Origin of the sequence: Thiobacillus sp. SCUT-2 (assembly GCF_035621355.1) — a bacterium.
Lineage (GTDB): Bacteria > Pseudomonadota > Gammaproteobacteria > Burkholderiales > Thiobacillaceae > Thiobacillus > Thiobacillus sedimenti.
Map to the genome: position 1 here is coordinate 536,711 of NZ_CP141769.1, position 26,361 is coordinate 563,071.

Annotated in this window: 23 protein-coding genes, 2 tRNA genes and 3 rRNA genes; 20 read left to right on the forward strand and 8 right to left on the reverse strand. The window is 65.2% G+C overall.

Annotated features, from left to right (window positions below; translation table 11 throughout):
* Window positions 1-29 precede the first annotated feature (29 nt).
* The 8 genes from VA613_RS02635 to VA613_RS02670 all read left to right on the forward strand — a co-directional run bounded on the left by VA613_RS02635 (window position 30) and on the right by VA613_RS02670 (window position 7,989).
* Window positions 30-1,564 (forward strand): 16S ribosomal RNA (locus tag VA613_RS02635).
* Window positions 1,565-1,612: 48 nt separating this feature from the next.
* Window positions 1,613-1,689 (forward strand) — tRNA-Ile (locus VA613_RS02640).
* Window positions 1,690-1,820: 131 nt separating this feature from the next.
* A tRNA-Ala gene (locus VA613_RS02645) sits at window positions 1,821-1,896 on the forward strand.
* Window positions 1,897-2,216: 320 nt separating this feature from the next.
* Window positions 2,217-5,210: ribosomal RNA gene (locus VA613_RS02650) — 23S ribosomal RNA — on the forward strand.
* Window positions 5,211-5,357: 147 nt separating this feature from the next.
* A 5S ribosomal RNA gene (gene rrf / locus VA613_RS02655) occupies window positions 5,358-5,471 on the forward strand.
* Together the 16S, 23S and 5S rRNA genes with 2 tRNA genes alongside form the textbook arrangement of a ribosomal RNA operon.
* Before the next feature lie 120 nt (window positions 5,472-5,591).
* On the forward strand, window positions 5,592-6,596 hold the full coding sequence (locus VA613_RS02660; RefSeq protein ID WP_324780315.1) for a biotin--[acetyl-CoA-carboxylase] ligase: 1,005 nt from the start codon (window positions 5,592-5,594) through the stop codon (window positions 6,594-6,596).
* Between the two features lie 14 nt (window positions 6,597-6,610).
* Window positions 6,611-7,333, forward strand: a complete 723-nt coding sequence (locus VA613_RS02665) for a type III pantothenate kinase (protein WP_324780316.1) — start codon at window positions 6,611-6,613, stop codon at window positions 7,331-7,333.
* The gene (locus tag VA613_RS02670) at window positions 7,333-7,989 is read left to right on the forward strand and encodes a hypothetical protein (RefSeq protein WP_324780317.1); all 657 of its coding nucleotides are present in this window, start codon (window positions 7,333-7,335) and stop codon (window positions 7,987-7,989) included. Before VA613_RS02665 ends, VA613_RS02670 begins: the two co-directional genes overlap by 1 nt.
* On the opposite strand, the gene ubiA is transcribed toward VA613_RS02670, so the two are convergent.
* Window positions 7,984-8,853: a 4-hydroxybenzoate octaprenyltransferase gene (gene ubiA, locus VA613_RS02675; RefSeq protein WP_324780318.1), complete on the reverse strand. Its 870-nt coding sequence runs from the start codon at window positions 8,851-8,853 to the stop codon at window positions 7,984-7,986. The genes VA613_RS02670 and ubiA overlap by 6 nt on opposite strands.
* On the reverse strand, window positions 8,850-9,413 hold the full coding sequence (locus tag VA613_RS02680) for a chorismate--pyruvate lyase family protein (RefSeq protein ID WP_324780319.1): 564 nt from the start codon (window positions 9,411-9,413) through the stop codon (window positions 8,850-8,852). Before VA613_RS02680 ends, ubiA begins: the two co-directional genes overlap by 4 nt.
* A 102-nt stretch (window positions 9,414-9,515) precedes the next feature.
* On the opposite strand from VA613_RS02680, the gene VA613_RS02685 reads away from it, so the two are divergent.
* From VA613_RS02685 to VA613_RS02700, 4 genes are read left to right on the forward strand one after another with little or no spacing between them, the layout of a single operon-like run.
* The gene (locus VA613_RS02685) at window positions 9,516-10,400 is read left to right on the forward strand and encodes a TRAP transporter TatT component family protein (protein WP_324780320.1); all 885 of its coding nucleotides are present in this window, start codon (window positions 9,516-9,518) and stop codon (window positions 10,398-10,400) included.
* Window positions 10,400-11,410, forward strand: a complete 1,011-nt coding sequence (locus VA613_RS02690; RefSeq protein WP_324780321.1) for a TRAP transporter substrate-binding protein — start codon at window positions 10,400-10,402, stop codon at window positions 11,408-11,410. Before VA613_RS02685 ends, VA613_RS02690 begins: the two co-directional genes overlap by 1 nt.
* Complete coding sequence (locus tag VA613_RS02695; protein WP_324780322.1) at window positions 11,411-11,899, forward strand: TRAP transporter small permease; 489 nt, start codon at window positions 11,411-11,413, stop codon at window positions 11,897-11,899.
* The gene (locus VA613_RS02700; RefSeq protein ID WP_324780323.1) at window positions 11,896-13,149 is read left to right on the forward strand and encodes a TRAP transporter large permease; all 1,254 of its coding nucleotides are present in this window, start codon (window positions 11,896-11,898) and stop codon (window positions 13,147-13,149) included. The genes VA613_RS02695 and VA613_RS02700 overlap by 4 nt, the downstream gene beginning before the upstream one ends.
* Here the strand turns inward: VA613_RS02700 and recG are convergent.
* The 6 genes from recG to VA613_RS02730 are packed head-to-tail and all read right to left on the reverse strand — an operon-like array spanning window position 13,138 to window position 19,571.
* A complete protein-coding gene (gene recG, locus VA613_RS02705; RefSeq protein ID WP_324780324.1) occupies window positions 13,138-15,177 on the reverse strand; it encodes an ATP-dependent DNA helicase RecG in 2,040 nt (679 codons plus the stop codon). The genes VA613_RS02700 and recG overlap by 12 nt on opposite strands.
* A gap of 9 nt (window positions 15,178-15,186) precedes the next feature.
* Complete coding sequence (locus VA613_RS02710) at window positions 15,187-15,567, reverse strand: Rid family detoxifying hydrolase (protein WP_324780325.1); 381 nt, start codon at window positions 15,565-15,567, stop codon at window positions 15,187-15,189.
* A 22-nt stretch (window positions 15,568-15,589) separates the two neighbouring features.
* Window positions 15,590-17,734 (reverse strand): RelA/SpoT family protein, encoded by a 2,145-nt coding sequence (locus VA613_RS02715; protein WP_324781210.1) that lies wholly within the window; start codon window positions 17,732-17,734, stop codon window positions 15,590-15,592.
* Window positions 17,735-17,780: 46 nt separating this feature from the next.
* A complete protein-coding gene (gene rpoZ, locus VA613_RS02720; RefSeq protein WP_324780326.1) occupies window positions 17,781-17,984 on the reverse strand; it encodes a DNA-directed RNA polymerase subunit omega in 204 nt (67 codons plus the stop codon).
* A 40-nt stretch (window positions 17,985-18,024) separates the two neighbouring features.
* On the reverse strand, window positions 18,025-18,654 hold the full coding sequence (gmk, locus tag VA613_RS02725) for a guanylate kinase (RefSeq protein ID WP_324780327.1): 630 nt from the start codon (window positions 18,652-18,654) through the stop codon (window positions 18,025-18,027).
* A gap of 50 nt (window positions 18,655-18,704) precedes the next feature.
* Window positions 18,705-19,571, reverse strand: a complete 867-nt coding sequence (locus VA613_RS02730; protein WP_324780328.1) for a YicC/YloC family endoribonuclease — start codon at window positions 19,569-19,571, stop codon at window positions 18,705-18,707.
* Window positions 19,572-19,679: 108 nt separating this feature from the next.
* On the opposite strand from VA613_RS02730, the gene VA613_RS02735 reads away from it, so the two are divergent.
* The 8 genes from VA613_RS02735 to VA613_RS02770 all read left to right on the forward strand — a co-directional run bounded on the left by VA613_RS02735 (window position 19,680) and on the right by VA613_RS02770 (window position 26,345).
* Window positions 19,680-20,624, forward strand: coding sequence for a serine/threonine protein kinase (locus VA613_RS02735; RefSeq protein WP_324780329.1), 945 nt, complete (start codon window positions 19,680-19,682; stop codon window positions 20,622-20,624).
* 10 nt (window positions 20,625-20,634) lie between these two features.
* A complete protein-coding gene (locus VA613_RS02740; protein WP_324780330.1) occupies window positions 20,635-21,543 on the forward strand; it encodes a PP2C family protein-serine/threonine phosphatase in 909 nt (302 codons plus the stop codon).
* Between the two features lie 75 nt (window positions 21,544-21,618).
* Window positions 21,619-22,347 carry a ribonuclease PH gene (rph, locus tag VA613_RS02745; RefSeq protein ID WP_324780331.1) on the forward strand — a complete coding sequence of 243 codons (729 nt, stop codon included), beginning with the start codon at window positions 21,619-21,621 and terminating at the stop codon, window positions 22,345-22,347.
* Entirely contained in the window at window positions 22,344-22,934 is a 591-nt protein-coding gene (gene rdgB, locus VA613_RS02750; RefSeq protein WP_324780332.1) for an RdgB/HAM1 family non-canonical purine NTP pyrophosphatase, read from the forward strand. The genes rph and rdgB overlap by 4 nt, the downstream gene beginning before the upstream one ends.
* Window positions 22,927-24,102, forward strand: coding sequence for a radical SAM family heme chaperone HemW (gene hemW, locus VA613_RS02755; protein ID WP_324780333.1), 1,176 nt, complete (start codon window positions 22,927-22,929; stop codon window positions 24,100-24,102). The genes rdgB and hemW overlap by 8 nt, the downstream gene beginning before the upstream one ends.
* 119 nt (window positions 24,103-24,221) lie before the next feature.
* The gene (locus VA613_RS02760; RefSeq protein ID WP_324780334.1) at window positions 24,222-25,010 is read left to right on the forward strand and encodes a dienelactone hydrolase family protein; all 789 of its coding nucleotides are present in this window, start codon (window positions 24,222-24,224) and stop codon (window positions 25,008-25,010) included.
* Window positions 25,003-25,647, forward strand: a complete 645-nt coding sequence (gene folE / locus VA613_RS02765; protein ID WP_324780335.1) for a GTP cyclohydrolase I FolE — start codon at window positions 25,003-25,005, stop codon at window positions 25,645-25,647. The genes VA613_RS02760 and folE overlap by 8 nt, the downstream gene beginning before the upstream one ends.
* A gap of 89 nt (window positions 25,648-25,736) precedes the next feature.
* On the forward strand, window positions 25,737-26,345 hold the full coding sequence (locus VA613_RS02770; protein ID WP_324780336.1) for a TetR family transcriptional regulator C-terminal domain-containing protein: 609 nt from the start codon (window positions 25,737-25,739) through the stop codon (window positions 26,343-26,345).
* The last annotated feature ends 16 nt before the right edge of the window (window positions 26,346-26,361 follow it).

Genomic DNA, 26,361 nt, shown 5'->3' on the forward strand with positions numbered 1-26,361 from the left:
ATTGAAGTATTGAAGTAATTGCAGAGATTGAACTGAAGAGTTTGATCCTGGCTCAGATTGAACGCTGGCGGAATGCTTTACACATGCAAGTCGAACGGCAGCACGGGTGCTTGCACCTGGTGGCGAGTGGCGAACGGGTGAGTAATGCGTCGGAACGTACCGAGTAATGGGGGATAACGCAGCGAAAGTTGTGCTAATACCGCATACGCCCTGAGGGGGAAAGTGGGGGACCGCAAGGCCTCACGTTATTCGAGCGGCCGACGTCTGATTAGCTAGTTGGTGGGGTAAAGGCCCACCAAGGCGACGATCAGTAGCGGGTCTGAGAGGATGATCCGCCACACTGGGACTGAGACACGGCCCAGACTCCTACGGGAGGCAGCAGTGGGGAATTTTGGACAATGGGGGCAACCCTGATCCAGCCATTCCGCGTGAGTGAAGAAGGCCTTCGGGTTGTAAAGCTCTTTCAGCTGGAACGAAACGGTGCGCTCTAACATAGCGCGCTACTGACGGTACCAGCAGAAGAAGCACCGGCTAACTACGTGCCAGCAGCCGCGGTAATACGTAGGGTGCGAGCGTTAATCGGAATTACTGGGCGTAAAGCGTGCGCAGGCGGATTGTTAAGCAAGACGTGAAATCCCCGGGCTTAACCTGGGAATGGCGTTTTGAACTGGCAGTCTAGAGTGCGTCAGAGGGGGGTGGAATTCCACGTGTAGCAGTGAAATGCGTAGAGATGTGGAGGAACACCGATGGCGAAGGCAGCCCCCTGGGATGACACTGACGCTCATGTACGAAAGCGTGGGTAGCAAACAGGATTAGATACCCTGGTAGTCCACGCCCTAAACGATGTCAACTGGTTGTTGGGGGAGTGAAATCCCTTAGTAACGAAGCTAACGCGTGAAGTTGACCGCCTGGGGAGTACGGTCGCAAGATTAAAACTCAAAGGAATTGACGGGGACCCGCACAAGCGGTGGATGATGTGGATTAATTCGATGCAACGCGAAAAACCTTACCTACCCTTGACATGGCAGGAACTTTCCAGAGATGGATTGGTGCCCGAAAGGGAACCTGCACACAGGTGCTGCATGGCTGTCGTCAGCTCGTGTCGTGAGATGTTGGGTTAAGTCCCGCAACGAGCGCAACCCTTATCATTAGTTGCTACGCAAGGGCACTCTAATGAGACTGCCGGTGACAAACCGGAGGAAGGTGGGGATGACGTCAAGTCCTCATGGCCCTTATGGGTAGGGCTTCACACGTCATACAATGGTCGGTACAGAGGGTTGCCAAGCCGCGAGGTGGAGCCAATCCCAGAAAGCCGATCGTAGTCCGGATTGTTCTCTGCAACTCGAGAGCATGAAGTCGGAATCGCTAGTAATCGCGGATCAGCATGTCGCGGTGAATACGTTCCCGGGTCTTGTACACACCGCCCGTCACACCATGGGAGTGGAATCTGCCAGAAGTAGGTAGCCTAACCGCAAGGGGGGCGCTTACCACGGTGGGTTTCATGACTGGGGTGAAGTCGTAACAAGGTAGCCGTAGGGGAACCTGCGGCTGGATCACCTCCTTTCTAGAGAACGCTGCATCAACACTCACACCTATCGGTTGTTGTTTGACCGGGCTTGTAGCTCAGTTGGTTAGAGCACACGCTTGATAAGCGTGGGGTCGCTGGTTCAAATCCAGCCAGGCCCACCAGGTTTAAAACTGGCGGGGCTTGGTTCATTAAGGTTTGAGAACCAAGCAGTGCGAGGCGCGAATCGTCGCCGTGTGCTGGTGCACACAAGACGGTGAGCAACGAAGCAATGCGCCGGTTATCGAAGCTTAATGGGGGATTAGCTCAGCTGGGAGAGCACCTGCTTTGCAAGCAGGGGGTCGTCGGTTCGATCCCGTCATCCTCCACCATCTTGGGTGAGTGGTAGGCAGTAAGTGGTGAGCGGTAAGTGGTGAGTGGTGGTGAGTTGTAAGCAGTGGGAAGTGAGCGGATGTGCGCTGACTGTTCACCGCTTACCGCTTACGCGGTAACGGCTGTTCTTTAACAATTTGGAAGAAGGTGATGCATTTGTGATGAATGCATCAACATGGGTTGAAATTGTATCGACCCTGTATCCGGAATATTAGGTTCCACCTGGGTTAAACCGGGCGGGCCTGATGCCGAGCCGGGTGCAGGGAAAGCAAACACACCTGTAATGCGAAGATCGGGAGACCGGTCCTCAAAATTATAGGGTCAAGCGACTAAGTGCATGTGGTGGATGCCTTGGCGACTACAGGCGATGAAGGACGCGCAAGCCTGCGATAAGGCTCGGGGAGCTGGCAATGAAGCTTTGATCCGGGCATTTCCGAATGGGGGAACCCACCCGCAAGGGTACTCCCTGCTGAATACATAGGCAGGGTAGAGCGAACGCAGTGAACTGAAACATCTAAGTAGCTGCAGGAAAAGAAATCAACCGAGATTCCCATAGTAGTGGCGAGCGAATTGGGAAGAGCCTTCATGATTTAGCATTCTCGTTAGTGGAACAGTCTGGAAAGTCTGGCCATAGTGGGTGATAGCCCCGTACGCGAAAGCGAGAGTGTGGAACTAGGCATGAGACAAGTAGGGCGGGACACGTGAAATCCTGTCTGAACATGGGGGGACCATCCTCCAAGGCTAAATACTCGTAGTCGACCGATAGTGAACCAGTACCGTGAGGGAAAGGCGAAAAGAACCCCGGGAGGGGAGTGAAATAGATCCTGAAACCGCATGCATACAAACAGTGGGAGCCCCTCCTTTAATGGCCTTCTGGTCTTTGTGATCGACACGCAGTGGCGATCACAAAAGATAGTAAGAAGGAGTGAAATAGCCGCTTATCCCAGATAGGGTGAGGGCCATTAAAGGAGGGGTGACTGCGTACCTTTTGTATAATGGGTCAGCGACTTACGTTCAGTTGCGAGCTTAACCGAATAGGGGAGGCGAAGCGAAAGCGAGTCTTAATAGGGCGCATAGTAGCTGGGCGTAGACCCGAAACCGGATGATCTATCCATGGCCAGGATGAAGGTGCGGTAACACGCACTGGAGGTCCGAACCCACTAGTGTTGAAAAACTAGGGGATGAGCTGTGGATAGGGGTGAAAGGCTAAACAAATCCGGAGATAGCTGGTTCTCCTCGAAAGCTATTTAGGTAGCGCCTCATGTATCACTCACGGGGGTAGAGCACTGTAATGTTAGTGGGGGTCATTGCGACTTACTGCGGCATAGCAAACTCCGAATACCGTGAAGTGCGAGCATGGGAGACAGACATCGGGTGCTAACGTCCGGTGTCGAGAGGGAAACAACCCAGACCGCCAGCTAAGGTCCCAAATGACGTGCTAAGTGGAAAACGATGTGGGAAGGCATAGACAGCTAGGAAGTTGGCTTAGAAGCAGCCATCCTTTAAAGAAAGCGTAATAGCTCACTAGTCGAGTCGTCCTGCGCGGAAGATGTAACGGGGCTAAGCACGTAACCGAAGCTGCGGATATGCACTCTGTGCATATGGTAGAGGAGCGTTCTGTAAGTCTGCGAAGGTGTCCTGTAAGGGATGCTGGAGATATCAGAAGTGCGAATGCTGACATGAGTAGCGATAAAGGGGGTGAAAGGCCCCCTCGCCGAAAACCCAAGGTTTCCTGCGCAACGTTCATCGGCGCAGGGTGAGTCGGCCCCTAAGGTGAGGCAGAGATGCGTAGCTGATGGGAAACGGGTCAAGATTCCCGTACTTTCGTTTACTGCGATGTGGGGACGGAGAAGGTTAGGTGGGCCGGGTGTTGGATGTCCCGGTTTAAGTGCGTAGGCAGATCCCTTAGGCAAATCCGGGGGGTTAATGCCGAGACACGATGACGGTCTCTCATTGAGAGCGAAGTCACTGATACCAAGCTTCCAGGAAAAGCCACTAAGCTTCAGGTAAACGAGAACCGTACCGCAAACCGACACAGGTGGGTAGGATGAGAATTCTAAGGCGCTTGAGAGAACTCGGGTGAAGGAACTCGGCAAATTGGTACCGTAACTTCGGGATAAGGTACGCCCCGATAACGTGTAGTGTTTTACATGCGAAGCGGTAAGGGGTTGCAGTGAAAAGGTGGCTGCGACTGTTTAATAAAAACACAGCACTCTGCAAACACGAAAGTGGACGTATAGGGTGTGACGCCTGCCCGGTGCCGGAAGGTTAATTGATGGGGTGCAAGCTCTTGATCGAAGCCCCGGTAAACGGCGGCCGTAACTATAACGGTCCTAAGGTAGCGAAATTCCTTGTCGGGTAAGTTCCGACCCGCACGAATGGCGTAACGATGGCCACACTGTCTCCACCCGAGACTCAGCGAAGTTGAAATGTTTGTGAAGATGCAATCTCCCCGCGGCTAGACGGAAAGACCCCATGAACCTTTACTGTAGCTTTGCATTGGACTGTGACGGGACTTGTGTAGGATAGCTGGGAGCCTGTGAAGCGAGGACGCTAGTTCTCGTGGAGGCGACGTTGAAATACCAGCCTGGTGTCGTTGCGGTTCTAACCTGGGCCCCTTATCGGGGTCGGGGACCGTGCATGGTGGGCAGTTTGACTGGGGCGGTCTCCTCCCAAAGTGTAACGGAGGAGTACGAAGGTCTTCTAGGTACGGTCGGACATCGTACTGATAGTGCAATGGCAAAAGAAGGCTTGACTGCGAGACTGACACGTCGAGCAGGTGCGAAAGCAGGTCATAGTGATCCGGTGGTTCTGTATGGAAGGGCCATCGCTCAACGGATAAAAGGTACTCTGGGGATAACAGGCTGATTCCTCCCAAGAGTTCATATCGACGGGGGAGTTTGGCACCTCGATGTCGGCTCATCACATCCTGGGGCTGTAGCCGGTCCCAAGGGTATGGCTGTTCGCCATTTAAAGTGGTACGTGAGCTGGGTTTAAAACGTCGTGAGACAGTTTGGTCCCTATCTGCCGTGGGCGTTGGAAGATTGACGGGGGCTGCTCCTAGTACGAGAGGACCGGAGTGGACGTGCCTCTGGTGTACCGGTTATGACGCCAGTCGTATCGCCGGGTAGCTAAGCACGGAAGAGATAAACGCTGAAAGCATCTAAGCGTGAAACTTGCCTGAAGATAAGTCTTCCCTGGAGACTCGATCTCCCTAAAGGGTCGTTGAAGACCACAACGTTGATAGGCGGGGTGTGGAAGCGCAGTAATGCGTTAAGCTAACCCGTACTAATTGCCCGTGAGGCTTGATCCTATAATTTTGAGAAGCATGCAGTGTGTGTGCTGATACAGTCTCAACCCAACACCTTCTTCCAAGCACGCCGCAAGGCGTGACTAAGACAGCACCCCAGACAAACCGAATGCGGGGTCAAGACCACAAGCCTTGATCCCCACCCCTTTGTCTGACGACCATAGCAGAGTGGAACCACCCCTTCCCATCCCGAACAGGACGGTGAAACGCTCCCGCGCCAATGATAGTAGGCAGCTCGCCTGTGAAAGTAGGTCATCGTCAGACTCCTTACCCCTCCGGGAGCACACAAGCTCCCGGATACAAAAACCCCCTCCCGCAAAGAGGGGGTTTTTTATTGCGATCAGGAAAAGTCCCGCACACGGCGGGCCGCGGCACCCATGTAAAATGGCCCCGGTGCACACACGTCCTCACAAGGCGCTGTTCCCTCTCCTGCGTCGGTTGTCAGACGGCCGGTTTCACTCGGGAGAGGCGCTCGCGCAGTCGTTCGGGCTCTCCAGGGCCAGCATCTTCAATGCGCTCGCGCAGGCCGAAAGCATGGGTTTGGTCATTCACGCGGTCCGCGGTCGCGGCTACCGCATGCCCCACCCGGTGGAGTGGCTGGACGGCGAGATCGTCGGCCGTCATCTCGGGCGCCATGCGGCTTCCTATGCGATTCACATCCTCGACAGCGTGGACTCGACGAACAACGCGCTCATGGCTGCCGCGCTGGCTGGCGCGGCCGACGGTACGCTCTTCTGCGTCGAGCATCAACACGCAGGCAAGGGCAGGCGAGGGCGGCAATGGCATTCGGTCGTCGGTGGAAGCCTCACGTTTTCCCTTCTCTGGCGCTTTGAAACGGGCCTTCAGTCGCTGGCGGGATTGAGCCTGGCCGTCGGGCTCGCGATCGCACGCGCGGTCAACAGGCACAGCCACCACGTGGCGCGGCTGAAATGGCCGAACGACGTGCTCGTGGATTACCGCAAACTCGGTGGGATTCTGGTCGAAGTGCAGGGCGATATGCATGGATCCGCCTTCGCCATCGTCGGGGTCGGGCTTAACTGCCGCCTCGGGGACGCCCAGCGCGAGGGCGTCGACCAGGCGGTTGTCGACCTACAGGAGATGGGCGTGGCGATCGGGCGCAACCAGTTGCTGGCCGACTGTCTTCTGGAATTGCAGCGCGTGGTCGACATTTTCCGGGAACGGGGGTTTGCGGCGCTGCGCGACGAGTGGATGGCGCTGGATGCCTACGCGGGCAAGACGGTGACGCTGGCGCTGCCCGATGCGCGGAGGGTGCATGGGGTGGCAGCGGGGGTCGACGGAACGGGCGCCTTTCTCTTGCGTGACGCGGGGGCCGCGACCACGGCCTTCAGCGGAGGCGAGATCAGCCTTCGGCTGGGCACGGTGCGATGACTCCGGCGCGGCTCTTGCTCGACGCCGGCAACAGCACCCTGAAATGGGCTGTTGTCGAGGACGGACGATGGTCTGCGACCGGGCGCGCCGATTACACGGACGACGGGTTCCGCGCCTTCCTCGAAGGAGGCGCGCGACGCGACATGCGCTGCATCATCGCCAGCGTGACCCGCGCGGAACATGAACGGCGCCTGGCCGCGCAATTGGCAGCGGCGCGACTCGAGGCAACGTGGCTCAAAGCCACCGCGACCTTTGGCGAGGTCACCAACGGCTATGCGACGCCGGAAAACCTGGGGGTAGACCGGTGGATGGCGCTCATCGCCGCCCGCCAGCGCACGCGCGAGGCCGTTCTGGTGGTTTCCGCAGGCACGGCATTGACGGTCGACGCGCTGACCGCCACGGGCACGTTCGTCGGTGGCGTGATCGTCCCCGGTGCGCGCCTGATGCGACAGGCGTTGCAAGCAGGAACCGCGCGCCTCGACGACGTTGAAGGGAGCTGGCAGGCTTTCCCGCGCCGTACCGCGGATGCGGTGCACAGCGGCATCGTCGCGGCGCTGTGCGGCGCAATCGAGCAGCAGCGTGCGCGTCTGGCGGCCCTGGCGGGGGCGGGCCCGCGCTGTTTTCTGACCGGGGGCGATGCATCATTGCTCGCGCCGCACCTGACGCTCGCGGTCGACCAGGTGCCGGAACTGGTCCTTGAGGGCATCGAGCGCGTAACGAGGGGGGATGACTATTGATGAAATGGATCGCATGGGCATTGCTGGCGGCGAACGTCATGGTCGCTGCGTTGTTCGTCGGGCGGAGCCACTGGTCCGCTGCGAGTTCAGGCGCCATGCCGCCTCTGAACGTGGATCGGGTCGGCCTGCGCAGCCAGTCGGCCGCTGCCGCGAAGGACACGCCGGCGGCGCCTGAGCCGCGCCCGGCGAGCACTCTATGCGTGGAATGGCGCGGCTTGAACGGCGCCGAGTTTGCCCAGGTTCGCGATCAACTCAAGGCGCTCGCCGGCGAGCGCGTGATGTCGTTTTCGGAAGTACCGGTGAGCACGCGCTACTGGGTGATTTTCCCGCCGCTGCCGAGTGCGCAGGCCGCCGCGGCGAAACTCGACGAACTGGTCGCTGCCGGCCTGAGCGACGCGTTCGTGGTCAAGGACGACGCCTGGCGCAACGCGATTTCGCTGGGTCTTTATGGCGATGCCGATGCGGCGCAACGGCGCGTTCTCGAGGCCGAGAGCAAAGGCGTGCTGGGGACGCGCATCGAGATCGTGCCACGCCAGGGCACCGAGTTCTATTTCGTGATTCGCAGCGAAGACCCCGACACGCTGAAGAGCCTGGGGGACATCAGGCAGGCCTATCCGAACAGCCGCCAGTCGCGCGTGGCCTGCCCGGCGTCATAGCCCTCGCAGCATAAAGTGCAGCGCGATGCCGCCGAATACGGCCGCGCCGAACCAGGTGTTGTGCAGAAAGGCGCGAAAGCATTGCCGCGGCTCGCGGTGCCGAATCAGGCGCATGTGGTAGAGGGCGATCGCCGCGGCAGCGACGAGGCCGCCGTAGAATGCCGGCCCCAGTCCGCGCAATCCGCCCACCCAGCCGAGCAGCGCGAGCGTCGCCGCATAGCAGATCGCGATTGCGGCGAGATCGTGGCGGCCGAAGGTGATGGCCGAGGTCTTGATGCCGATCTTGAGATCGTCGGCACGGTCCACCATCGCATACTGGGTGTCGTATGCAATGGCCCAGAAGATGTTCGCCGCCAGCAGGAGCCATGCCTCCAGCGGCACCGTTACCTGCAGCGCCGCGTAGCTCATCGGGATGCCGAAACCGAAGGCGATGCCCAGGTAGGCCTGGGGGATCGCGAAAAAGCGCTTGGTGAAGGGGTAGCTCGCGGCGAGGAACAGGGCGACGACGGAGAGCTTCAGCACCAGCGCGTTGAGCGGCAGGATCATGAGGAAGGCGAGCAGCGACAGGCCCGCCGCAAGCAGCAGCGCTTCCCGCGGCGAGACGTGGCCGGCGGCCAGCGGCCGCTCGCGGGTGCGCTCGACGTGCGGGTCGAATTCACGGTCCGCATAATCGTTGATGACGCATCCGGCCGAGCGCATGAGCACGACGCCGATGACGAAAATCCACAGGATCAGCCAGTTCGGGTGGCCGCTGCTGGCGAGCCATTGCGCCCACAGGGTCGGCCACAGCAGAAGCAGGATGCCGATCGGCTTGTCGAGCCGCATCAGCTTTTCGTATTCGGACAGGCGTTCGATCAGGGTCATGGCGTGTCGAGGGCGGGGAGGAAGACTTCGGTCACCAGCAGCGGCTGGCCGTTCAGGCAGAACACCGAGCGGCGTCCCCACAGTGCCGGTGCGGTGACGCCGGTGTGGCGCCGGGCAGCGCGATAGAGCGGGTGCCGCGCGTCGAGGCGGCGCATGGTCAGTCCCAGACGGCGGATGCGCGGGTCGGCGAACAGGGCCTCGCCGAGCGGGCGTGTGCCCAGCCGCGTGATCCCGCACCAGCGGCCGCGCAGGCTGGCGCGGGGCAACACGCTGTGCGCGAACACCCGCGGCTGCCCGTCGCCCACCAGCAGGACATCGCGGATGTAGGCATATCTCCGCGGCGCCAGGTGCAGCGGCCGGGCTTCATCGGGAAAGGGCGGCGCCAGGCCGCGCGCGACGGGGTCGACGCGAAAACCGGCGTAGCGCGCCTTCAGCCGGCGGGTCAGCGAGCCGCGATCCGACAGCCAGCCGCGCAGCGCGCGCGGCGCACGAAAAGGATGGGCCAGCCAGCCATGCTGCAGGCCGGCCTGCAGGAGAGAGGCGCGCCGGGGAGGGCTCACTGCGAGGTCCGGAACAAAAGCGGCATTATGCCAAAGCGGCGCGCACATACGGACGGTGCTAGGATGGCGGGGCATTCCAACGATACCAAACGAGGAGACCGAATGCCCTTACGCAAGGGATGGCGCGCGCCAGCCTGTGCGGCCCTCGCGCTGGCCCTGCTGGCGCTGACGGGCTGTTCGACCAGCCAGCTGGTTGCGCGCGGCGCATCGCCCCTGGTCGAGCAGGGCATGGTCGCGATGAACCGCGAGACCGATCTCGAACTCGCACGCGCCAGCATTCCCGCCAACCTCAAGATGATCGAAGCCCTGCTCCTGGCAGATCCGCAGAACAGCGGCTACCGGGTGGAGGCTGCAATGGGTTTCTACGGCTATGCCCTGGGCTTCGTCGAACCCACCGACCCTGAGCGCGCGGCGGCGTTGTACCGGCGCGCGCGCGACCATGGGCTGATCGCACTCGAGCGCGCAGGCCTCCCTGCGGCAGCGCTTGCGGGCGACCTCGGGCGTCTCGACGAGGCGCTGGGCAAGCTGGATGCGCGCGCGGTTCCTGCGCTGTTCTGGACCGCATCGGCGTGGGCGAAATACATCGAGCTGCACCTCGACGATCCCGCGCGGCTGGACGAGCTGCCGCGCGTCGAGCGCATGATGCGCCGCGTCCTGGCGCTCGACGAGACCTACTACTACGGCGGCGCGCATCTCTTCTTCGGCGTCTACTACGGCGCGCGCGCGCCCATGTTCGGCGGCGACTACGTGCGTGCGGCGCGACATTTCGACCGCGCCGCCGCAATCGGCCACGGCCGCATGCTGCTCGTCGAGGTGTATCGCGCACGCTATCTGCTCAGGCAGACGGGTGACCGCCAGGCTTTTCACGCGGTGCTTCAGCGCGTCCTCGATGCGCCTGAAGGTGCCGATCCCGATCTCAATCTCGCGAATGCGCTGGCCAGGAAAGAGGCGGCTGCATTGCTGGCCAAGGAAGAGGAATTGTTCTGATGATGCCCAGGCTGTTCAAGACCCTCGCCGTGTGCGCGCTCCTCTGGGCAGGGGCCGTGCATGCCGCCGACGTCTACGTGCTCAAGTTCGCCACGCTCGCGCCGCAGGGCTCGACCTGGATGAAGATCTTCGAGGCGTGGGGCAAGGACCTCGCCGGGCGGAGCCAGGGGCGGCTGACCGTCAAGTTCTACCCCGGCGGCATCGCAGGCGACGAGCCGGACATGCTGAAGAAGATCCGCTTCGGGCAGTTGCAGGGCGCGGCACTGTCCGGCCATGGCGTCGGCGAGATCTTTCCGCCGGCGCGCATCCTCGAAGCGCCGTTCCTGTTCCGCGATCACGCCGAAGCCGATGCCGCGCGCGCGGCGATCCAGCCTGCGATCGAGGCGGGCTTCCGCGCCAACCAGTATGAACTGCTCGCCTGGATGGAAGTCGGCAATATTCATTTCTTCTCGACCCGGCCGCTCGCCAGCCTCGACGAGCTGGCGCGGCGCCGCATCTGGCAATGGCAGGGCGATCGCTTCATCGACGCCTTCTTCGACGCCAACGGCTGGTCGCCCATTGCGCTGCCCATCACCGAGGTGTATCCCGCCCTTTCCACGGGGCTCGTCGATACCGTCGTCAGCACGCCGCTTGCCAGCATCGCCATGCAATGGGCCGGCAGGACGCCTTACATGAGCACGCAGCCGGTGGCGACCGGCATCGGCGCGGTGGTGGTGGCGTCGCGCTTCTACGCCAGCCTGCCGCCCGATCTGCAGGCGCTGCTGAAAGGCACGGGCGCGCCGCTGTCGCAGCGATTGATCGCCGATACGCGGCGCGACGACCAGGCGGCGCTTGCGCTCCTGGCCAAGCACACCCAGCCGCTGACGGGGCTGCAGACGATCGACTTCGCCGAACAGGCCGCACGTTCGCGCAAGGCCGTCGCCGCGCTCGAGGCGCGGCGCTACCTGTCGGCCGACCTGGACCGGCAGGTCGACGCCGTGCTCGCGCGCCGCCGCGGCGGCGCCAATTAAGTGCGCGCTCCGCTGCGCGCCTGCCGAAGACTCGAGGCGGCGCTGACCCGGATCGAACTCGCCACGGCGCTGCTCGCGTTCGCCGCCATGCTGGGGCTGTCGGTCATCGACATCGTCGGACGCAATCTGTTCCATGCCACGCTGCCCGGTGGCGACGTCCTGTTGCGCCACCTGGTGCTGTGGGTGGCGCTGCCCGGTGCAGCACTCGCCGTCGCCGCGCAGCGCCACCTGCATCTCGATCCGGCCAATCTCGCCGCGCGGCCGCGCTGGCGCAGGTGGACCGCGCTGCCGTTCAATCTCGGCGCGGCCCTCGTCTGCGCCCTGCTGACCGGCGCGGCGTGGGCCTATTGGCAGGATGAATGGCAGCACGCCGCCAGCGAAGGGGCGTGGCTCGCCGGAATGGGGCTGATCCTGCCGGTTTCCTTCGCACTGCTGACGCTCCATTTCCTGCTGCGCGCAGCGCTGGCGAACCGGGAGGACGAGGGGTGACGTCGCCGCTCTTCGTCCTGCTCGCACTCATCGGCATGCCGCTCTTCGTCGTGCTCGGCGCGGCGGCGCTGACCGCCTCGCGCGCGGCGCAGCTCGACCCGGCCTTGCTGATGGTCGCGTTCGCGCAGCTCGCCGATTCGCCCAATCTCGTGGCCATTCCCCTCTTCGTGCTGGCCGGCGTGGTGCTGGGGCAGGGGGGCGCGCCGCGCCGTCTGGTGCGCTTCTTCAACGCTTTGCTGGGCTGGATGCCGGCGGGCATCGGCTGGGTCGCGACGCTGTCGTGCATGGCCTTCACCGCCTTCTCCGGTGCGTCCGGCGTGACCATACTGGCGCTCGGCGGCCTGCTCTACCCGATGCTGAAGCACGCCCGTTATCCGGACAGGTTCGCGCTCGGCCTGGTCACTGCCGGCGGCTCGATGGGACTCCTGCTGCCGCCCAGTCTCGCGGTGCTGCTGTATGGCGTGGTCGCGCAGGTCGACATCGGCGCGCTGTTCGTGGCCGGGCTCCTGCCGACGCTGCTGCTGTTCATGATGGTGGGGGGCTATGCCTTGCTGCGTGGCGCACGCGGGGCGCCACGCCAGCGCTTCCGGCGCGGCGAGCTCGCGGCCGCGGCGCGCGAAGGCTGGACCGACCTGCTGCTGCCGGTCGGGGTCATCGGCGGGCTGGCGGGCGGCTTCCTGACGGTCGCCGAGCTCGCCGCCTGCACTGCCTTGTACGCGCTCGTGCTCGAGACCCTGGTCCATCGCACGATCCGGCCGAAGGCGCTGGTGTGGGTGGCCTACGAGGCGGCAACGCTGGTCGGCAGCGTGTTCATCATTCTCGGCCTGAGCCTGGGCCTCACGAACCTGCTGGTCGACGCGCAGGTGCCGATGCGGCTGCTCGACTGGGTGGTGGCGAAGGTCGACAGCCCGCTCGAATTCCTGCTGTGGATGAATCTTGCGCTGCTGGCGGTCGGCTGCATGATGGACATCTTCTCCGCCATCGTCATCGTCACGCCGCTCATGCTGCCGCTGGCGGCGCATTTCGGCATCCACCCGCTGCATCTGGGCATCGTCATCCTCGCCAACCTCGAGATCGGCTATCTCACGCCGCCGGTGGGGATCAACCTGTTCCTTGCGAGCCAGCGCTTCAAGCAGCCGGTGCTCGCCGTGTTCGGCGCGACGCTGCCGTTTCTCCTGCTGTTGCTCGTCTGGCTTGCCCTGCTGACCTACTGGCCCGCACTGAGCCTGTGGCACCCGTCAGGTCTGTGACAGCCCGGTGCGGGCTCCGAGCCAGCGCTCGACGTGGCGCGCGGCGACGTCCGGGCGGGAGTCGAGGCAACGGGCGGCGACGTCGCGCGCCTTTTCCAGCAGCGCGACGTCGCGCTCGAGATCGGCGAAGCGCAGCATCGGCAGCCCGCTCTGGCGCGGGCCGAGCAGCTCGCCCGGCCCGCGCAGAAGCAGATCCTGGCGCGCGATCTCGAAGCCGTCGGTGAACTCGTAGATCACCTTCAACCGCGCGCGCGCCAGTTCCGACAGCGGGTTCTCGTAGAGCAGGACGCACACCGACTCGCGGCTGCCGCGCCCGACCCGGCCGCGCAGCTGGTGCAACTGCGCGAGCCCCATGCGCTCGGCGTGCTCGATGACCATCAGCGCCGCGTTGGGCACGTCGACGCCGACCTCGATCACCGTGGTGGCGACCAGCAGGTCGATCTCGTGCGCCTGGAAGGCCGCCATGACCGCCTGCTTCTCGTCCGGCTTCAGGCGGCCGTGCACGAGCCCGACGCGCAGATCCGGCAACTGCGCGGCCAGCGTCGCCCAGGTGTCCTGCGCGGTCTGCAGCTGGAGCTTCTCCGACTCCTCGATCAAGGGGCATACCCAGTAGGCCTGTCCGCCCTCGCGGCACGATTCGCGCACGCGCGCCAGGACGTCGTCGCGGCGCGCGGCGCTGACCAGTTTGGTGACGATGGGGGTGCGTCCGGGCGGCAGTTCGTCGATGGTGGAAACGTCGAGGTCGGCGAAAAAGCTCATCGCCAGCGTGCGTGGGATCGGGGTCGCGCTCATCATGAGCTGGTGCGGCTCGACGCCCTTTTCCATCAGCGCCAGACGCTGGCCCACGCCGAAACGGTGCTGCTCGTCGACCACGGCCAGTCCCAGTCTCGCGAAGGCGCCGCCGTCCTGGAACAAGGCATGCGTTCCGAAGGCGAGGTCGGCCTCGCCCGACGCAATCGCCTGCCACGCGGCAGCCCGTTCCGCCTTGCGCTGGCTTCCCGACACCCAGGCCACCTTGACGCCGAGCGCGGCCAGCGGCTGCGCGAGCTTGCGGTAATGCTGCTCGGCGAGGATCTCGGTCGGCGCCATGAACGCGGCTTGCATGCCGTTCTCGATCGCCTGCAGGCAGGCGAGCGCCGCCACCACGGTCTTGCCGCTGCCGACGTCGCCTTGCAGCAGGCGCCGCATCGGATGCGGCGCCCCGAGGTCGGTGGCGATCTCGGCCCAGGCCCGCGCCTGCGCGGCGGTCAGGTCGAACGGCAGCGTCGCCAGGAATGCCTGTGTCAGCTGGTGGCGTGCGGGCAGGGGCCGGGTGCGCTGCTGCGTTCTTTGCGCGCGCGCCGCGGCCAGCGACAGCTGCTGCGCCAGCAGTTCGTCGAAGGCGAGCCGCTGCCAGGCCGGATGGCGGTGCGATTCGAGCTCGCTCATCGCGGCGTCGAGCGGCGGCTGGTGCAGCAGGCGGAGGCTCGCTTCGAGGTCGGGCAGGCCAAGTTCGGCGAGCCATCCGGCGGGCAGGGTGTCAGGGATCGGTGCCGCCAGCGCGCGTTCGACGAGCTTGCGCAGCGTCGCCTGGCCCAGCCCGGCGGTGGTCGGATAGACCGGGGTGAGCTGCGTCGGCAGCGGCGTATCGTCGTCCGCCCTGGCGAAGCGGGGATGCACCATCTCGAGACCGAGAAAGCCGCCGCGCACCTCGCCGATGAAGCGGAAGCTTTGCCCCGGCTGGAACAGCTTGAGATGGCTGGGGTAGAAATTGAGGAAGCGGATGCCGAGCACGCCGCCCGCTTCATCCTCCACCGACACGGTCAGCATGCGGCGCGGCCGGTAGGCGACCCGGGCCTCGCGCACGGCGGCGTGTACCTGTGCCGTCTGTCCCGGCAGCAGGTCGCGGATCGGTGTGAGGCGGGTCTCGTCTTCCCAGCGCAGCGGCAGGTGCAGCACCAGGTCGGCGTCGCGGGTGAGGCCGAGTCGCGCGAGCTTGGTGGCGAGCGCCGGGCTGACGGGAAAGGAAAACGGCGAGGCCGCTTTCAAGATGCCGATCTACGCAAGCGTCATCACGGCATCCGCCTCGACCAGCGCGCCGCGTGGCAGGGCCGCGACGCCCACCGCGGCACGTGCCGGGTAGGGCTGGCTGAAATAGGTCGCCATGATCTCGTTGACCTTGGGGAAGTGGCCGAGGTCGGTGAGGAAGACGTTGAGCTTGACGACGTCGGCGAGCGAACCGCCGGCGGCTGCGGCGACTGCAGCAAGATTCCTGAACACCTGATGGATCTGCGCGTCGATGCCGTCGACCAGCTGCATCGTGGCAGGGTCGAGTCCGATCTGACCGGACATGTAGACGGTGCCGTCGACGCGCACGGCCTGGGAGTAGGTGCCGATCGCGGCCGGGGCGTCGGCGGTCTGGATGATGCGCTTGTTCATGCTGGATCCTGGGAAGCGTGGATTATTGGACTTGCGTGGCGCGGCCGTCCTTCCGGCCCTTGATGCGGAAGATCCGCACCACGTCGGGCAGGGCGCGCAGGCCGCGCATCACGCGCGCGAGGTGCATGCGGTTCTCGACCTGGACGGTGAAGAACAGCACGGTGTAGGGGCTGCCGTCTTCCTCTTCCATCGACACGTTGCCGATGTTGGAGCCGTGTTCGGCGATCGCGGCGGCGACCTTGGCCAGCACGCCGCGCTGGTTGCCGACGACGACCTTGATCGAGACGTCGAACATGCGGCCGGGCTCGGCTTCCCATTCGACGTCGAGCCACTTGTCGGGATCGGTGCGGAAGGCGCGGATCGACGGGCAGTCGTGGGTATGGATGATCAGCCCGCGATCCTTGTGGATGAAGCCGAGGATGGGATCGCCGGGGATCGGGTGGCAGCACTGCGCGAGCTCGACCGCGATGCCTTCGGTGCCGCGGATGCTGATGGCGTGGGGGTGGGCCGGCTCGCCGCTCTTTTCGCCCTGGACGTGCAGCAGCTGGTGCGCGACGACCAGCGGCAGCTTGCGCCCGAGGCCGATGCCGGCGAACAGCTCCTGCCGGGTCTGCAGGCCGTAGTCCTTGACCACGCGATCCCATACCGCCGGGTCGGGCGCGGTGGCTTCGGGATTGAGCGCCGCGATCGCATGGTTGAGCAGCCGCTCGCCGAGCGAGGCCGCCTCCTCGACGCGCGCATTGCGCAGGTAGTTGCGGATGTGCGAGCGCGCCTTCCCGGTGACGACGAAATTGAGCCACGCCGCGTTCGGGCTGGCGTTGGATGCGGTGAGGATCTCGACATGGTCGCCGTTCCGCAGCTGCGTGCGCAGCGGCATCAGCTCGTAGTTGATCTTCACCGCGATGCAGCGATGGCCGACGTCGGTGTGCACCGCGAAGGCGAAGTCGACGGCGGTGGCGCCGCGCGGCAGCGCCATGATCTTGCCCTTGGGCGTGAACACGTAGACCTCGTCGGGGAACAGGTCGACCTTGATATGTTCCAGGAATTCCGGCGAATCGCCGTGGTCGGCCTGGATGTCGAGCAGCGACTGCAGCCAGCGGTGGGTGCGCGTCTGCACGTCGTTCAGCGCCGCGTCGGCCGACTTGTACATCCAGTGCGAGGCCACGCCCGACTCGGCCAGGCGGTTCATGTCGACGGTGCGGATCTGTACTTCGATCGGGGTGCCGTTGGGGCCGAACAGGATCGAGTGCAGCGACTGGTAGCCGTTGGCCTTGGGGATCGCGATGTAGTCCTTGAACTTGCCCGGGATCGGCTTGTACAGCGCGTGCAGCGCGCCGAGCGCGAGGTAGCAGCTCGGCTGGTCGCGCACGACCACGCGGAAGCCGTAGATGTCGAACACCTCGGAGAACGCCAGGTTCTTCTCCTGCATCTTGCGGTAGATGCTGTAGAGGTGCTTCTCGCGGCCGCTTACGGTGGCGTCGATCTTGCACTGCTCGAACTTTTCCTGGATCGCGATCTTGACCTTCTCGACCAGTTCGCGGCGGTTGCCGCGCGCGGCCTTCACGGCCTTCGCCAGCACCTGATAGCGGGTCGGGTGGCTGTAGCGGAAGCCGAGGTCTTCCAGTTCCTGGTAGACCGAATGCAGTCCGAGCCGGTTGGCGATCGGGGCGTAGATCTCCAGCGTTTCCTTGGCGATGCGCTTGCGCTTGTCGGCCGGCATCGCCCCCATGGTGTGCATGTTGTGCAGGCGGTCGGCAAGCTTCACCAGGATCACCCGCACGTCCTGCGCCATCGCCAGCAGCATCTTGCGGAAGTTCTCCGCCTGGGCGTGCTGCTCGGAGGCGAACGCGAGCTTGTCGAGCTTGGAGACGCCTTCGACCAGCAGCGCCACCGGCTTGCCGAAGCGTGCCTCGATCTCGCCCGCGGTGGCCGGGGTGTCCTCGACCACGTCGTGCAGCAGCGCGGCGCACAGGGTCTGCGCGTCGAGATGCCAGCCGGCGAGGATGCCGGCCACGGCGAGGGGGTGGGTGATGTAGGGTTCGCCGCTCTTGCGGAACTGGCCCTCGTGGGCCAAGCGGCTGAATTCGTAGGCCTGTTCGATCTGCGCGACTTCGTCAGCCGACAGGTAGGACAGGGCCGGACGCAGCGAGTCGAATTCGTGCGTCATCGACGGCGCGCCGGTGGCGTGTGCCGCCTGGCGTGCGGGCGAGGGATCAGGCACGGCCCCGGTTGAGGATTTCACGTCCCACCTTGCCCGCGGCGATTTCGCGCAGCGCGGTCACGATGGGCTTGTCCTTGGATTCGACCATCGGCTGCGAGCCCTGCGCGAGCTGGCGTGCCCGGTAGGTCACGGCGAGGGTCAGCTCGAAGCGGTTGGGGATCAGTTCGATGCAATCATCAACGGTGATGCGGGCCATGGTCTCGGTACTCCTGCTTCGGGGGGTGCGGCGGCACCATTCAGATACGTCGGAATTCGTCGAAGAGCGCGGCGTAGCGGTTCATCTGGCGTGCCGTCTCGAGGCGAATGCTGCGGGTGATGCTGACCAGATCCTGGAGGGCATGGTCGAAATCATCGTTGACAATTATATAGTCGAACGCGTCCGCGTGAGCGACGTCGTGGGCGGCGGCGGCCAGCCGGCGCTCGATCACCTCTTCGCTGTCCTGCCCGCGCCCGGCCAGACGGGTGCGCAAGGCGCTGAACGAGGGCGGCAGGATGAAGATCGACGCACAGCGCGGGAAGTGCGTGCGGACCTGCGTCGCGCCCTGCCAGTCGATCTCCAGCAGGATGTCGTGCCCCGCATTGAGGTCGCGCGAGATGCTGCCTTTCGAGGTGCCGTAGAAGTTGCCGTAGACCTCGGCGTGCTCGAGAAACTCGCCTTCGGCCAGCATCCTGCCGAAGTCGTCGCGGCTCACGAAGTGGTAGTCGCGGCCGTCGGTTTCGCCCGGCCGCGGCGCGCGCGTCGTGTACGACACCGACAGCCGGATCGCCGGATCGTTCTTCAGCAGGGCCTTGACCAGGCTGGTCTTGCCGGCGCCGGAGGGGGCGCTGACGATGTAAAGCACGCCTTCAGTGGGAGGTGGGGTCATGGTCGTCCAGGTAATGGTCGTCTCTTGGAAAAAGCCTTCGCGGGCAGCGTTCACTCGATATTCTGCACCTGTTCGCGCATCTGCTCGATCAGGACCTTGAGTTCGAGCGATACCCGGGACGTCTCGACCGCCACCGACTTCGAGCCGAGCGTGTTCGCCTCGCGATGCAGTTCCTGCATGAGGAAATCGAGCCGCTTGCCGGTCGCGCCGGGCTGGTCCAGCACGCGCCGCACCTCGGCGAAGTGGCTCGTCAGCCGCGCAAGTTCCTCGTCGATGTCCGCCTTCTGCGCGGCGAGCGCCACTTCCTGCGCCAGCCTTTCGTGGCCGGCCTCGCCCAGTGCCTCGCGCAGGCGCTCGGCGAGCCTGTCGCGCTGGGCGGCCGCCAGCGTCGGCAGCAGCGGCTGCAGGCCGGCGACCTGGGCCTCGGCGGCGGCGAGGCGGTCGAGGATGTGCTGCCGCAGCTTGGCGCCTTCGCGCTGGCGGCTGTCGACCAGATCGTCCAGCGTGGCGCGCAGTCCGGCGAGCGCCGCCTCGTTCAAGGCGTCCTGGGACAGCGCGGCGGTCTGCACGGCGCCCGGCCAGCGCAGGATGTCGTTGACGGCGAGCGGCGCTGCGCCCGGCAGGCGCTCGAGCACGTCGTCCTGCCAGCGGGTCAGGCGCTCAAGAATCGCCGGGTTCAGTCCGTTATCCAGCGAAGCGGCGGGAAGCAGGGCGAGGTTGACCCGGCATTCCACCTTGCCGCGCGCCAGGCGTTGCTGGATCAGCTCGCGCAACTGCGGCTCCAGCGGGCGGAATTCGTCGGCCAGGCGGAAATGCAGCTCGAGATAGCGCTGGTTGACGCTGCGCAGATCGATGCTGATGCTTGCATGGTCGAGGTGGAGGCTGTGGGCGGCGAACCCGGTCATGCTGGTAGTCATGGCTGCTGGCGGGACGATGGTCGTTTTGATGGTTGCTGGTGCGGAGCCGGCGTTGGTGTGTTGGGCGGCGCGGCCTGCCTGAAGCAGAAAGATAATAGACGTTCGATTATGGCGACTCAACCCAACCAGGCGCTGCCCAACGGCTACCGGCTGAAGGAATATACGATCATCCGGAAGATCGGCGGCGGGGGCTTCAGCATGGTCTACCTCGCGCGCGACGACAACAACCAGTCGGTGGCGATCAAGGAATACCTGCCCGGTGCGCTGGTCCTGCGGACCGAAGGCTCGGTCATCGTGCAGGCCAACTCGACCGAGAACAACAACATCTTCCGCCACGGCATGAAGTGCTTCTTCGAGGAGGGCCGGGCGCTGGCGCTGATCGACCATCCCAACGTCGTGCGCGTGGTCAATTTCTTCCGCGCCAACGAAACCGTCTACATGGTGATGCGCTTCGAGCGCGGCAAGACCCTGCAGCAGCACATCCAGGCGAACCGCGGCGCGATCCGGGAGAGCTTCATCCGCCGCGTCTTCGCCCACCTGCTGAACGGCTTGCGCGAAGTGCACACGCACAAGCTGCTGCATCTCGACATCAAGCCGTCCAATCTCTACATCCGCCTGGATGGCTCGCCGGTGCTGATCGACTTCGGTGCAGCCCGGCAGACGCTGACCCAGGAGGAGAGCAAGCTGCAGCCGATGTACACGCCCGGCTTCGCCGCGCCGGAGCAGTACCACAATCGAGAGCGGCTGGGGCCGTGGACCGACATCTACAGCATCGGCGCGAGCCTCTACGCCTGCCTCGCGGGCTACCCGCCGCAGGCCGCCGACGCGCGGCTGCTCAACGACAAGCTCGTCCCGGCCACGGTCAACTGGCGCGGCGCCTACTCCGACCAGCTGCTCGAAATCATCGACCAGTGCCTCAAGCTCAACTACATGGAGCGTCCGCAGAGCGTGTTCAGCCTGCAAAAGGTCCTGATGGACCGCAGCGCGATGGCGCCGCCGCGTTCTTCGTTGCTTTCCAGCATCAAGCGCTCGCTGAACCGCGAATTGTTCTAAAGTAACGCCCATGAAATTCACCATCTACCAGGCGTCACGTCAGGGCGGGCGCAAGAACAACCAGGATCGCGTCGCCTATTCGTACAGCCGCGAGGCGCTGCTGATGGTGGTGTGCGACGGCATGGGCGGCCACATGCACGGCGAGATCGCGGCCCAGATCGCGGTGCAGACGCTGACCGACCAGTTCCAGAAGCTGGCCAAGCCGCGGCTCGCCGATCCCATGGCCTTCCTCGCCGATGCGACCACGCGGGGACACTACGCGATCAACGACTACGCGGTCGAGCAGGATCTGCTCGAGATTCCCCACACCACGCTCGTCGCGGCGGTGGTGCAGGACAACACGGCCTATTGGGCGCACGTCGGCGATTCGCGCCTGTACCTGTTCAGCGACGGCAGCCTGATCGCGCGCACCGAAGACCATACGGCCGTCGCCCAGCTGGTGCGCGACGGCATCATCAGCGAGGAAGAGGCGGGCCATCATCCCGAGCGCAACAAGGTGTCCAACTGCCTCGGCGGCTACGTCACGCCGCAGGTGGAATGCAGCGCCCCGATCCCGCTGCACGACGCCGACACCATGCTGCTGTGCACCGACGGCATCTGGGGGATGATCAGCATTCCCGAAGTCGCGGCACTGCTGCATGCCTACACGCTCGAGGATGCGGTCCGCCATCTGATGGACCATGCGGAATTCCGCGGCGGCGAGCACGGCGACAACCTCAGCCTCATCGCGATGACCTGGGGCGAGGCGCGCATGCCGAGCAAGGATTCGATCTCCACCCTGGCGCTGCCGGACGGCGGCGTCACGACGCAGATCAATGCCCTGCGCCCGTTGCCCGGCACGCCCGCCGTGTCGGACGACGAGATCGAGCGCGCGATCGCCGAGATCCAGCAGGCGATCCAGAAGATCTCCGCCAAGTAGGCGTTCGCGCAGCAACGCGCGCCGGAGCGGCCCGACGCGGTAAAATCCGCATTTTCCCGTTCCCAGCCCGTTGCCATGTCCGCGATCATCCGACCGAGCGGCCGCGCCGCCGAAGCCCTGCGCCCGCTCACCTTCACCCGCAGGTTCACCAAGCACGCCGAAGGCTCGGTGCTCGTCGCCATGGGCGACACCCGCGTGCTATGCACGGCGAGCGTCCTCGACAAGCTGCCGCCGCACAAGAAGGGCAGCGGCGAAGGCTGGGTGACGGCCGAGTACGGCATGCTGCCGCGTTCCACGCACACCCGCACCGACCGCGAGGCCGCGCGCGGCAAGCAGTCCGGCCGCACCCAGGAGATCCAGCGCCTGATCGGACGCAGCCTGCGCGCCGTGGTCGACCTGAAGAAGCTCGGCGAGCGCACGCTCCACATCGACTGCGACGTCCTGCAGGCCGACGGCGGAACGCGCTGCGCGAGCATCTGCGGCGCCTACGTCGCGGTGGCGGACGCGATCGCCGGCCTGATGAAGGACGGCGCGCTGGCCGAGTCGCCGCTGGTCGACAGCATCGCCGCCGTCTCGGTCGGCGTGTACCGGGGCGAACCGGTGCTCGACCTCGACTACGCCGAGGACTCCGACTGCGACACCGACATGAACGTCGTGATGACCGGGCGCGGCGGGATCGTCGAAGTCCAGGGCACGGCCGAGGGGGCGCCGTTCTCCCGCGCCACGCTCGAGGCGCTGCTCGATCTCGCCACGGCCGGGATCGAGCAGATCACCGTCAGACAGAACGAGGCGCTCTCGGCATGAAGAAGATCGTCATCGCCTCCGGCAACCCCGGCAAGCTGCGCGAGATCGCGCGCATCCTCGAGCCGCTCGACATCGCCGCCGCGCCGCAGTCGGACTTCGGCGTGCCGGAATGCCCCGAGCCGCACGTCACCTTCATCGAGAACTGCCTCGCGAAGGCGCGCCATGCCAGCGCGCACACCGGGCTGCCGGCGCTCGCCGACGATTCCGGCATCTGCGTCGAGGCGCTGAACGGCGCGCCCGGCGTGTTCTCGGCACGTTACGCCGGCGAGCCCAAATCGGACGCGCGCAACAACGAAAAGCTGATTGCCGCGCTTGCGGGCCAGCCCAACCGGCGCGCGCACTACTACTGCGTCATGGTGCTGGTGCGCTATGCGGACGACCCCGAGCCGCTGATCGCCGAAGGCCGCTGGCACGGCGAAATCATCGATATGCCGCGCGGCACGAACGGCTTCGGCTACGACCCGTATTTCCTCGTTCCGCAATTCGGCAGGACCGGCGCGGAGCTCGGCGAGGACGAGAAAAATGCCGTGTCGCACCGCGGCCAGGCCTTGCGCGAACTGGCCGACAAGCTGAAGCGGCTTGGCTGAGTCGGTCGTTCGCGGGCTGGACGGCGGGCCGCGCGTGCCGCCGCCACTGTCGCTTTACATCCACCTGCCGTGGTGCGTGCGGAAGTGTCCGTATTGCGACTTCAATTCGCACGCCGCGCAGTCCCTGCCCGAAGCCGCCTACATCGACGCGCTGCTCGCCGACCTCGAGCGCGCGCTGCCCGACATCTGGGGACGCAAGGTCCACACCGTGTTCTTCGGCGGCGGCACGCCCAGCCTGTTTTCGCCGGACGGCATCGATCGCATCCTGACCGGGGTGCGTGCGCTGACGCCGCTCGCCCCCGGCGCGGAAATCACGCTCGAGGCCAACCCGGGAACGGTAGAGACCGCGAAGTTCAAGGGCTTCCGCGCGGCCGGCGTGAACCGCGTGTCGCTCGGCGTCCAGAGCTTCGATGCGCGCCATCTGCAGGCGCTCGGCCGCATTCACGACGCCGCCGAGGCCGCCCGTGCGGCCGAGCTTGCGGCCACCCATTTCGAGACGTTCAATCTCGACCTGATGTTCGCGCTGCCGGGACAGACGCTCGCCCAGGCCCTGGCCGACGTCGAGGCGGCGCTCGCCTTCGCTCCGCCCCATCTGTCGGCCTACCATCTCACGCTCGAGCCGAACACGCCGTTCGGCCATACGGCGCCGGCGGGCCTGCCCGACGAGGATCTTGCGGCCGACATGCAGCTTGCCATCGAGGAACGTCTCGGCGCGGCCGGCCTGCAGCACTACGAGACCTCGGCGTATGCGAGACCCGGGCATCGCAGCCGGCACAACCTCAACTACTGGCAGTTCGGCGACTACCTCGGCATCGGCGCCGGCGCGCATTCCAAGCTGAGCTTCCACGACCGCATCGTCCGCGAGATGCGCACGAAGCACCCGCAGCAGTACATGGAGGCCGTGAAGGCAGGCGCGCATGTCGCCGACACGCGCATGCTCACGCGCGGGGATCTGCCGTTCGAGTTCATGATGAACGCGCTGCGGCTCACCGAAGGCGTGCCGGCCGCGCTGTTCGAAACGCGCACCGGCCTGCCGCTGCCGGCCTGCCGGAGCGCGCTCGATCGTGCGCGTGCGCAGGGCCTGCTGGAGCCCGACCCGACGCAGCTCAAGCCGACGCGACGCGGCCAGCATTTCCTGAACGACTTGCTGGAGCTTTTCCTGCCGTAGCCAGTGGGCGTGGCGCATGGCCGCGCTGCGCGCCGGGTTGTTCGGGCGGTGCGGCGCGGGGTATGCTCATGCGCTGCCCAACCCGATCGCCGCGCGATCGCTTGAATCCGGAGACGACGATGAAGACCGCGCTTGCCCTGTCGCTGCTGCTGTTCACCTCTTCCGCACTTGCCGCCGTCGTCGGCAGGGACGTCAGCTACAAGGCCGGCGACACCGTCATGAAGGGCTTTCTCGCGTATGACGATGCGGCCAAGGGCAAGCGCGCGGGGGTGCTGGTGGTGCCGGAGTGGTGGGGCGCCAACGACTACGCGCGCAAGCGGGCCCGCATGCTGGCCGGCGCGGGCTACGTGGCGATGGTCGTCGACATGTACGGCAATGGCCAGACGACCGACGACCCGAAGGAAGCCGGCGCGCTGTCCGGCGCGGTCAACAAGGATCCGGTGCTGCGGCTGAGCCGCTTCCAGGCGGCGGAGAAGTTTCTTGCGCAGCAGCCCAACGTGAAGAAGGGCGAGATGGCGGCGATCGGCTACTGCTTCGGCGGTGGCGTGGTGCTGAACATGGCGCGGGCCGGCGAACCGCTCAAGGCCGTGATCAGCTATCACGGTATCCTCGCGACCGACCAGCCGGCGAAGCCGGGCGACATCAAGGCCAAGCTGGCGATCTTTCACGGCGAGGCGGATCCCATCGTGCCGGCCGCCCAGCTCGAGGCGTTCAAGGCCGAGATGGACCACGCCAAGGTCGACTACATGCTGGTGACCTACCCGGGGGCCAAGCATGCCTTCACCAACCGCGAGGCCGACAGCTATGCGAACGCGTTCGGCCTGCCGGTCAAATACGACCCGGAGGCCGACAAGGATTCGTGGACCCGCACGCTCGAGTTCCTGCGCGCGACGCTCGACAATGACTGACGCCTGCGACGACGACTGCCACGCGGCGCCGGGCGGCGGCAGCCTAGGCATCCCCCAGGTTGCGGCGTTCGATCCGGCCGCCTTCGAGCGCGCGGTCAACGACATGCTGGTGGCCTGCGGCGTCGCGCCGGACTCGGTCCATACGGGACGCACGGCGCAGCGCGTGCGCGAGTTGTGGCAGAAGCGGCTGCTGGGCGGCTATGCGATCTCGCCGGCGGAGGCGCTGGGCGAGGGCTTCGCCGACACGCGCGACGACATGGTCGTGGTGCGCGGCATCGCGGTGCATGGCGTGTGCCCGCACCATCTGGTGCCGTTCCGCGGCGTGGCGCACGTCGCCTACATTCCCGGCGGGCGCCTGCACGGCTTCGGCCGCATCGCGCGCATGGTCGACGCGATCGGCCATCGCTTCACCTACCAGGAATGGATGACGCGCGACATCGCCGAGGCGCTGGTGACGCATGGCCACGCGCGGGGCGCCGCCTGCATCGTCGAGGCCGAGCAGCTGTGCCTGCTCCTGGGCGAAGACCGGCGCGGCGACGAGCGGGTCGTCACCCAGGCATTCAGCGGCAGCTTCCGCGACAGCGACCAGCAGCGCAACGAGTTCCTGCGCGCCGTCGCACAGCACGCGTTGCGCTGAACGGCGGTTCGACCGGGGCGCGGCAAGCGCGGCGATGGGTGAAACAATGAGGCCTTGACACATACCAACCGGTATGTATGATTGATCGCATGAGCACCAGCCCCAAGGCCCCCGATCTGACCCGGCAAAAACTGCTGGAAGCCGCGTTTGCCGAGATTCACCGCAACGGCTTCCAGTCGGCCTCGCTGACGCAGATCCTGGCGGACACCGGGCTCACCAAAGGCGCGCTCTACCACCACTTCCCGGACAAGCGAGCGCTTGGCTTGTCGGTCATAGAGGAGGTGATCCGCCCCCGCCTGGCTGCGATGATGTTCGCGCCGCTGGCGGACACCCACGCGCCCCTGGCCGCGCTGCAGGCGCTGCTGGCGGACAAGGCGGCCGAGGACGATCCGATGGTGGTGACGCTGGGCTGCCCGCTGAACAACCTGATGCAGGAGATGAGTCCGGTCGACGAAGGCTTCCGGCTGCGGCTGAACGGCGTGTTTGAAGCGTGGGTCGGCGTGGTGGCGGCGGCGCTGGCGCGCGGCAGGACGGCGGGCGAGGTGCGCAGCGACGTCGATCCGGACGCCACCGCCTTCTTCATCGTCTCGGCGCTCGAAGGCTGCGTCGGGATGAGCAAGAACACGCAATCGGTCGCGGCGTATCGCGGTTGCCTGGCGCAGCTCGGCGGCTTTCTGGACACCCTGAGGGCGTCATGATCGGAACAGGGGAACG

Excerpts from the sequence above, each read along its gene's own strand:
- rpoZ (WP_324780326.1), bottom strand. The coding sequence starts at position 17,984 with ATGGCCCGCATCACCGTTGATGATTGCATCGAACTGATCCCCAACCGC.
- gmk (WP_324780327.1), bottom strand. The coding sequence starts at position 18,654 with ATGACCCCACCTCCCACTGAAGGCGTGCTTTACATCGTCAGCGCCCCC.
- ubiA (WP_324780318.1), bottom strand. The coding sequence starts at position 8,853 with ATGACCCTGATCGAACGCCTGTCCGAATACGAAAAGCTGATGCGGCTC.
- VA613_RS02735 (WP_324780329.1), top strand. The coding sequence starts at position 19,680 with ATGGCGACTCAACCCAACCAGGCGCTGCCCAACGGCTACCGGCTGAAG.
- VA613_RS02660 (WP_324780315.1), top strand. The coding sequence starts at position 5,592 with ATGGCCCCGGTGCACACACGTCCTCACAAGGCGCTGTTCCCTCTCCTG.
- VA613_RS02685 (WP_324780320.1), top strand. The coding sequence starts at position 9,516 with ATGCCCTTACGCAAGGGATGGCGCGCGCCAGCCTGTGCGGCCCTCGCG.
- rdgB (WP_324780332.1), top strand. The coding sequence starts at position 22,344 with ATGAAGAAGATCGTCATCGCCTCCGGCAACCCCGGCAAGCTGCGCGAG.
- VA613_RS02670 (WP_324780317.1), top strand. The coding sequence starts at position 7,333 with ATGAAATGGATCGCATGGGCATTGCTGGCGGCGAACGTCATGGTCGCT.
- VA613_RS02715 (WP_324781210.1), bottom strand. The coding sequence starts at position 17,734 with ATGACGCACGAATTCGACTCGCTGCGTCCGGCCCTGTCCTACCTGTCG.
- VA613_RS02740 (WP_324780330.1), top strand. The coding sequence starts at position 20,635 with ATGAAATTCACCATCTACCAGGCGTCACGTCAGGGCGGGCGCAAGAAC.
- VA613_RS02760 (WP_324780334.1), top strand. The coding sequence starts at position 24,222 with ATGAAGACCGCGCTTGCCCTGTCGCTGCTGCTGTTCACCTCTTCCGCA.
- VA613_RS02730 (WP_324780328.1), bottom strand. The coding sequence starts at position 19,571 with ATGACTACCAGCATGACCGGGTTCGCCGCCCACAGCCTCCACCTCGAC.
- folE (WP_324780335.1), top strand. The coding sequence starts at position 25,003 with ATGACTGACGCCTGCGACGACGACTGCCACGCGGCGCCGGGCGGCGGC.
- VA613_RS02770 (WP_324780336.1), top strand. The coding sequence starts at position 25,737 with ATGAGCACCAGCCCCAAGGCCCCCGATCTGACCCGGCAAAAACTGCTG.
- VA613_RS02710 (WP_324780325.1), bottom strand. The coding sequence starts at position 15,567 with ATGAACAAGCGCATCATCCAGACCGCCGACGCCCCGGCCGCGATCGGC.
- VA613_RS02690 (WP_324780321.1), top strand. The coding sequence starts at position 10,400 with ATGATGCCCAGGCTGTTCAAGACCCTCGCCGTGTGCGCGCTCCTCTGG.
- rph (WP_324780331.1), top strand. The coding sequence starts at position 21,619 with ATGTCCGCGATCATCCGACCGAGCGGCCGCGCCGCCGAAGCCCTGCGC.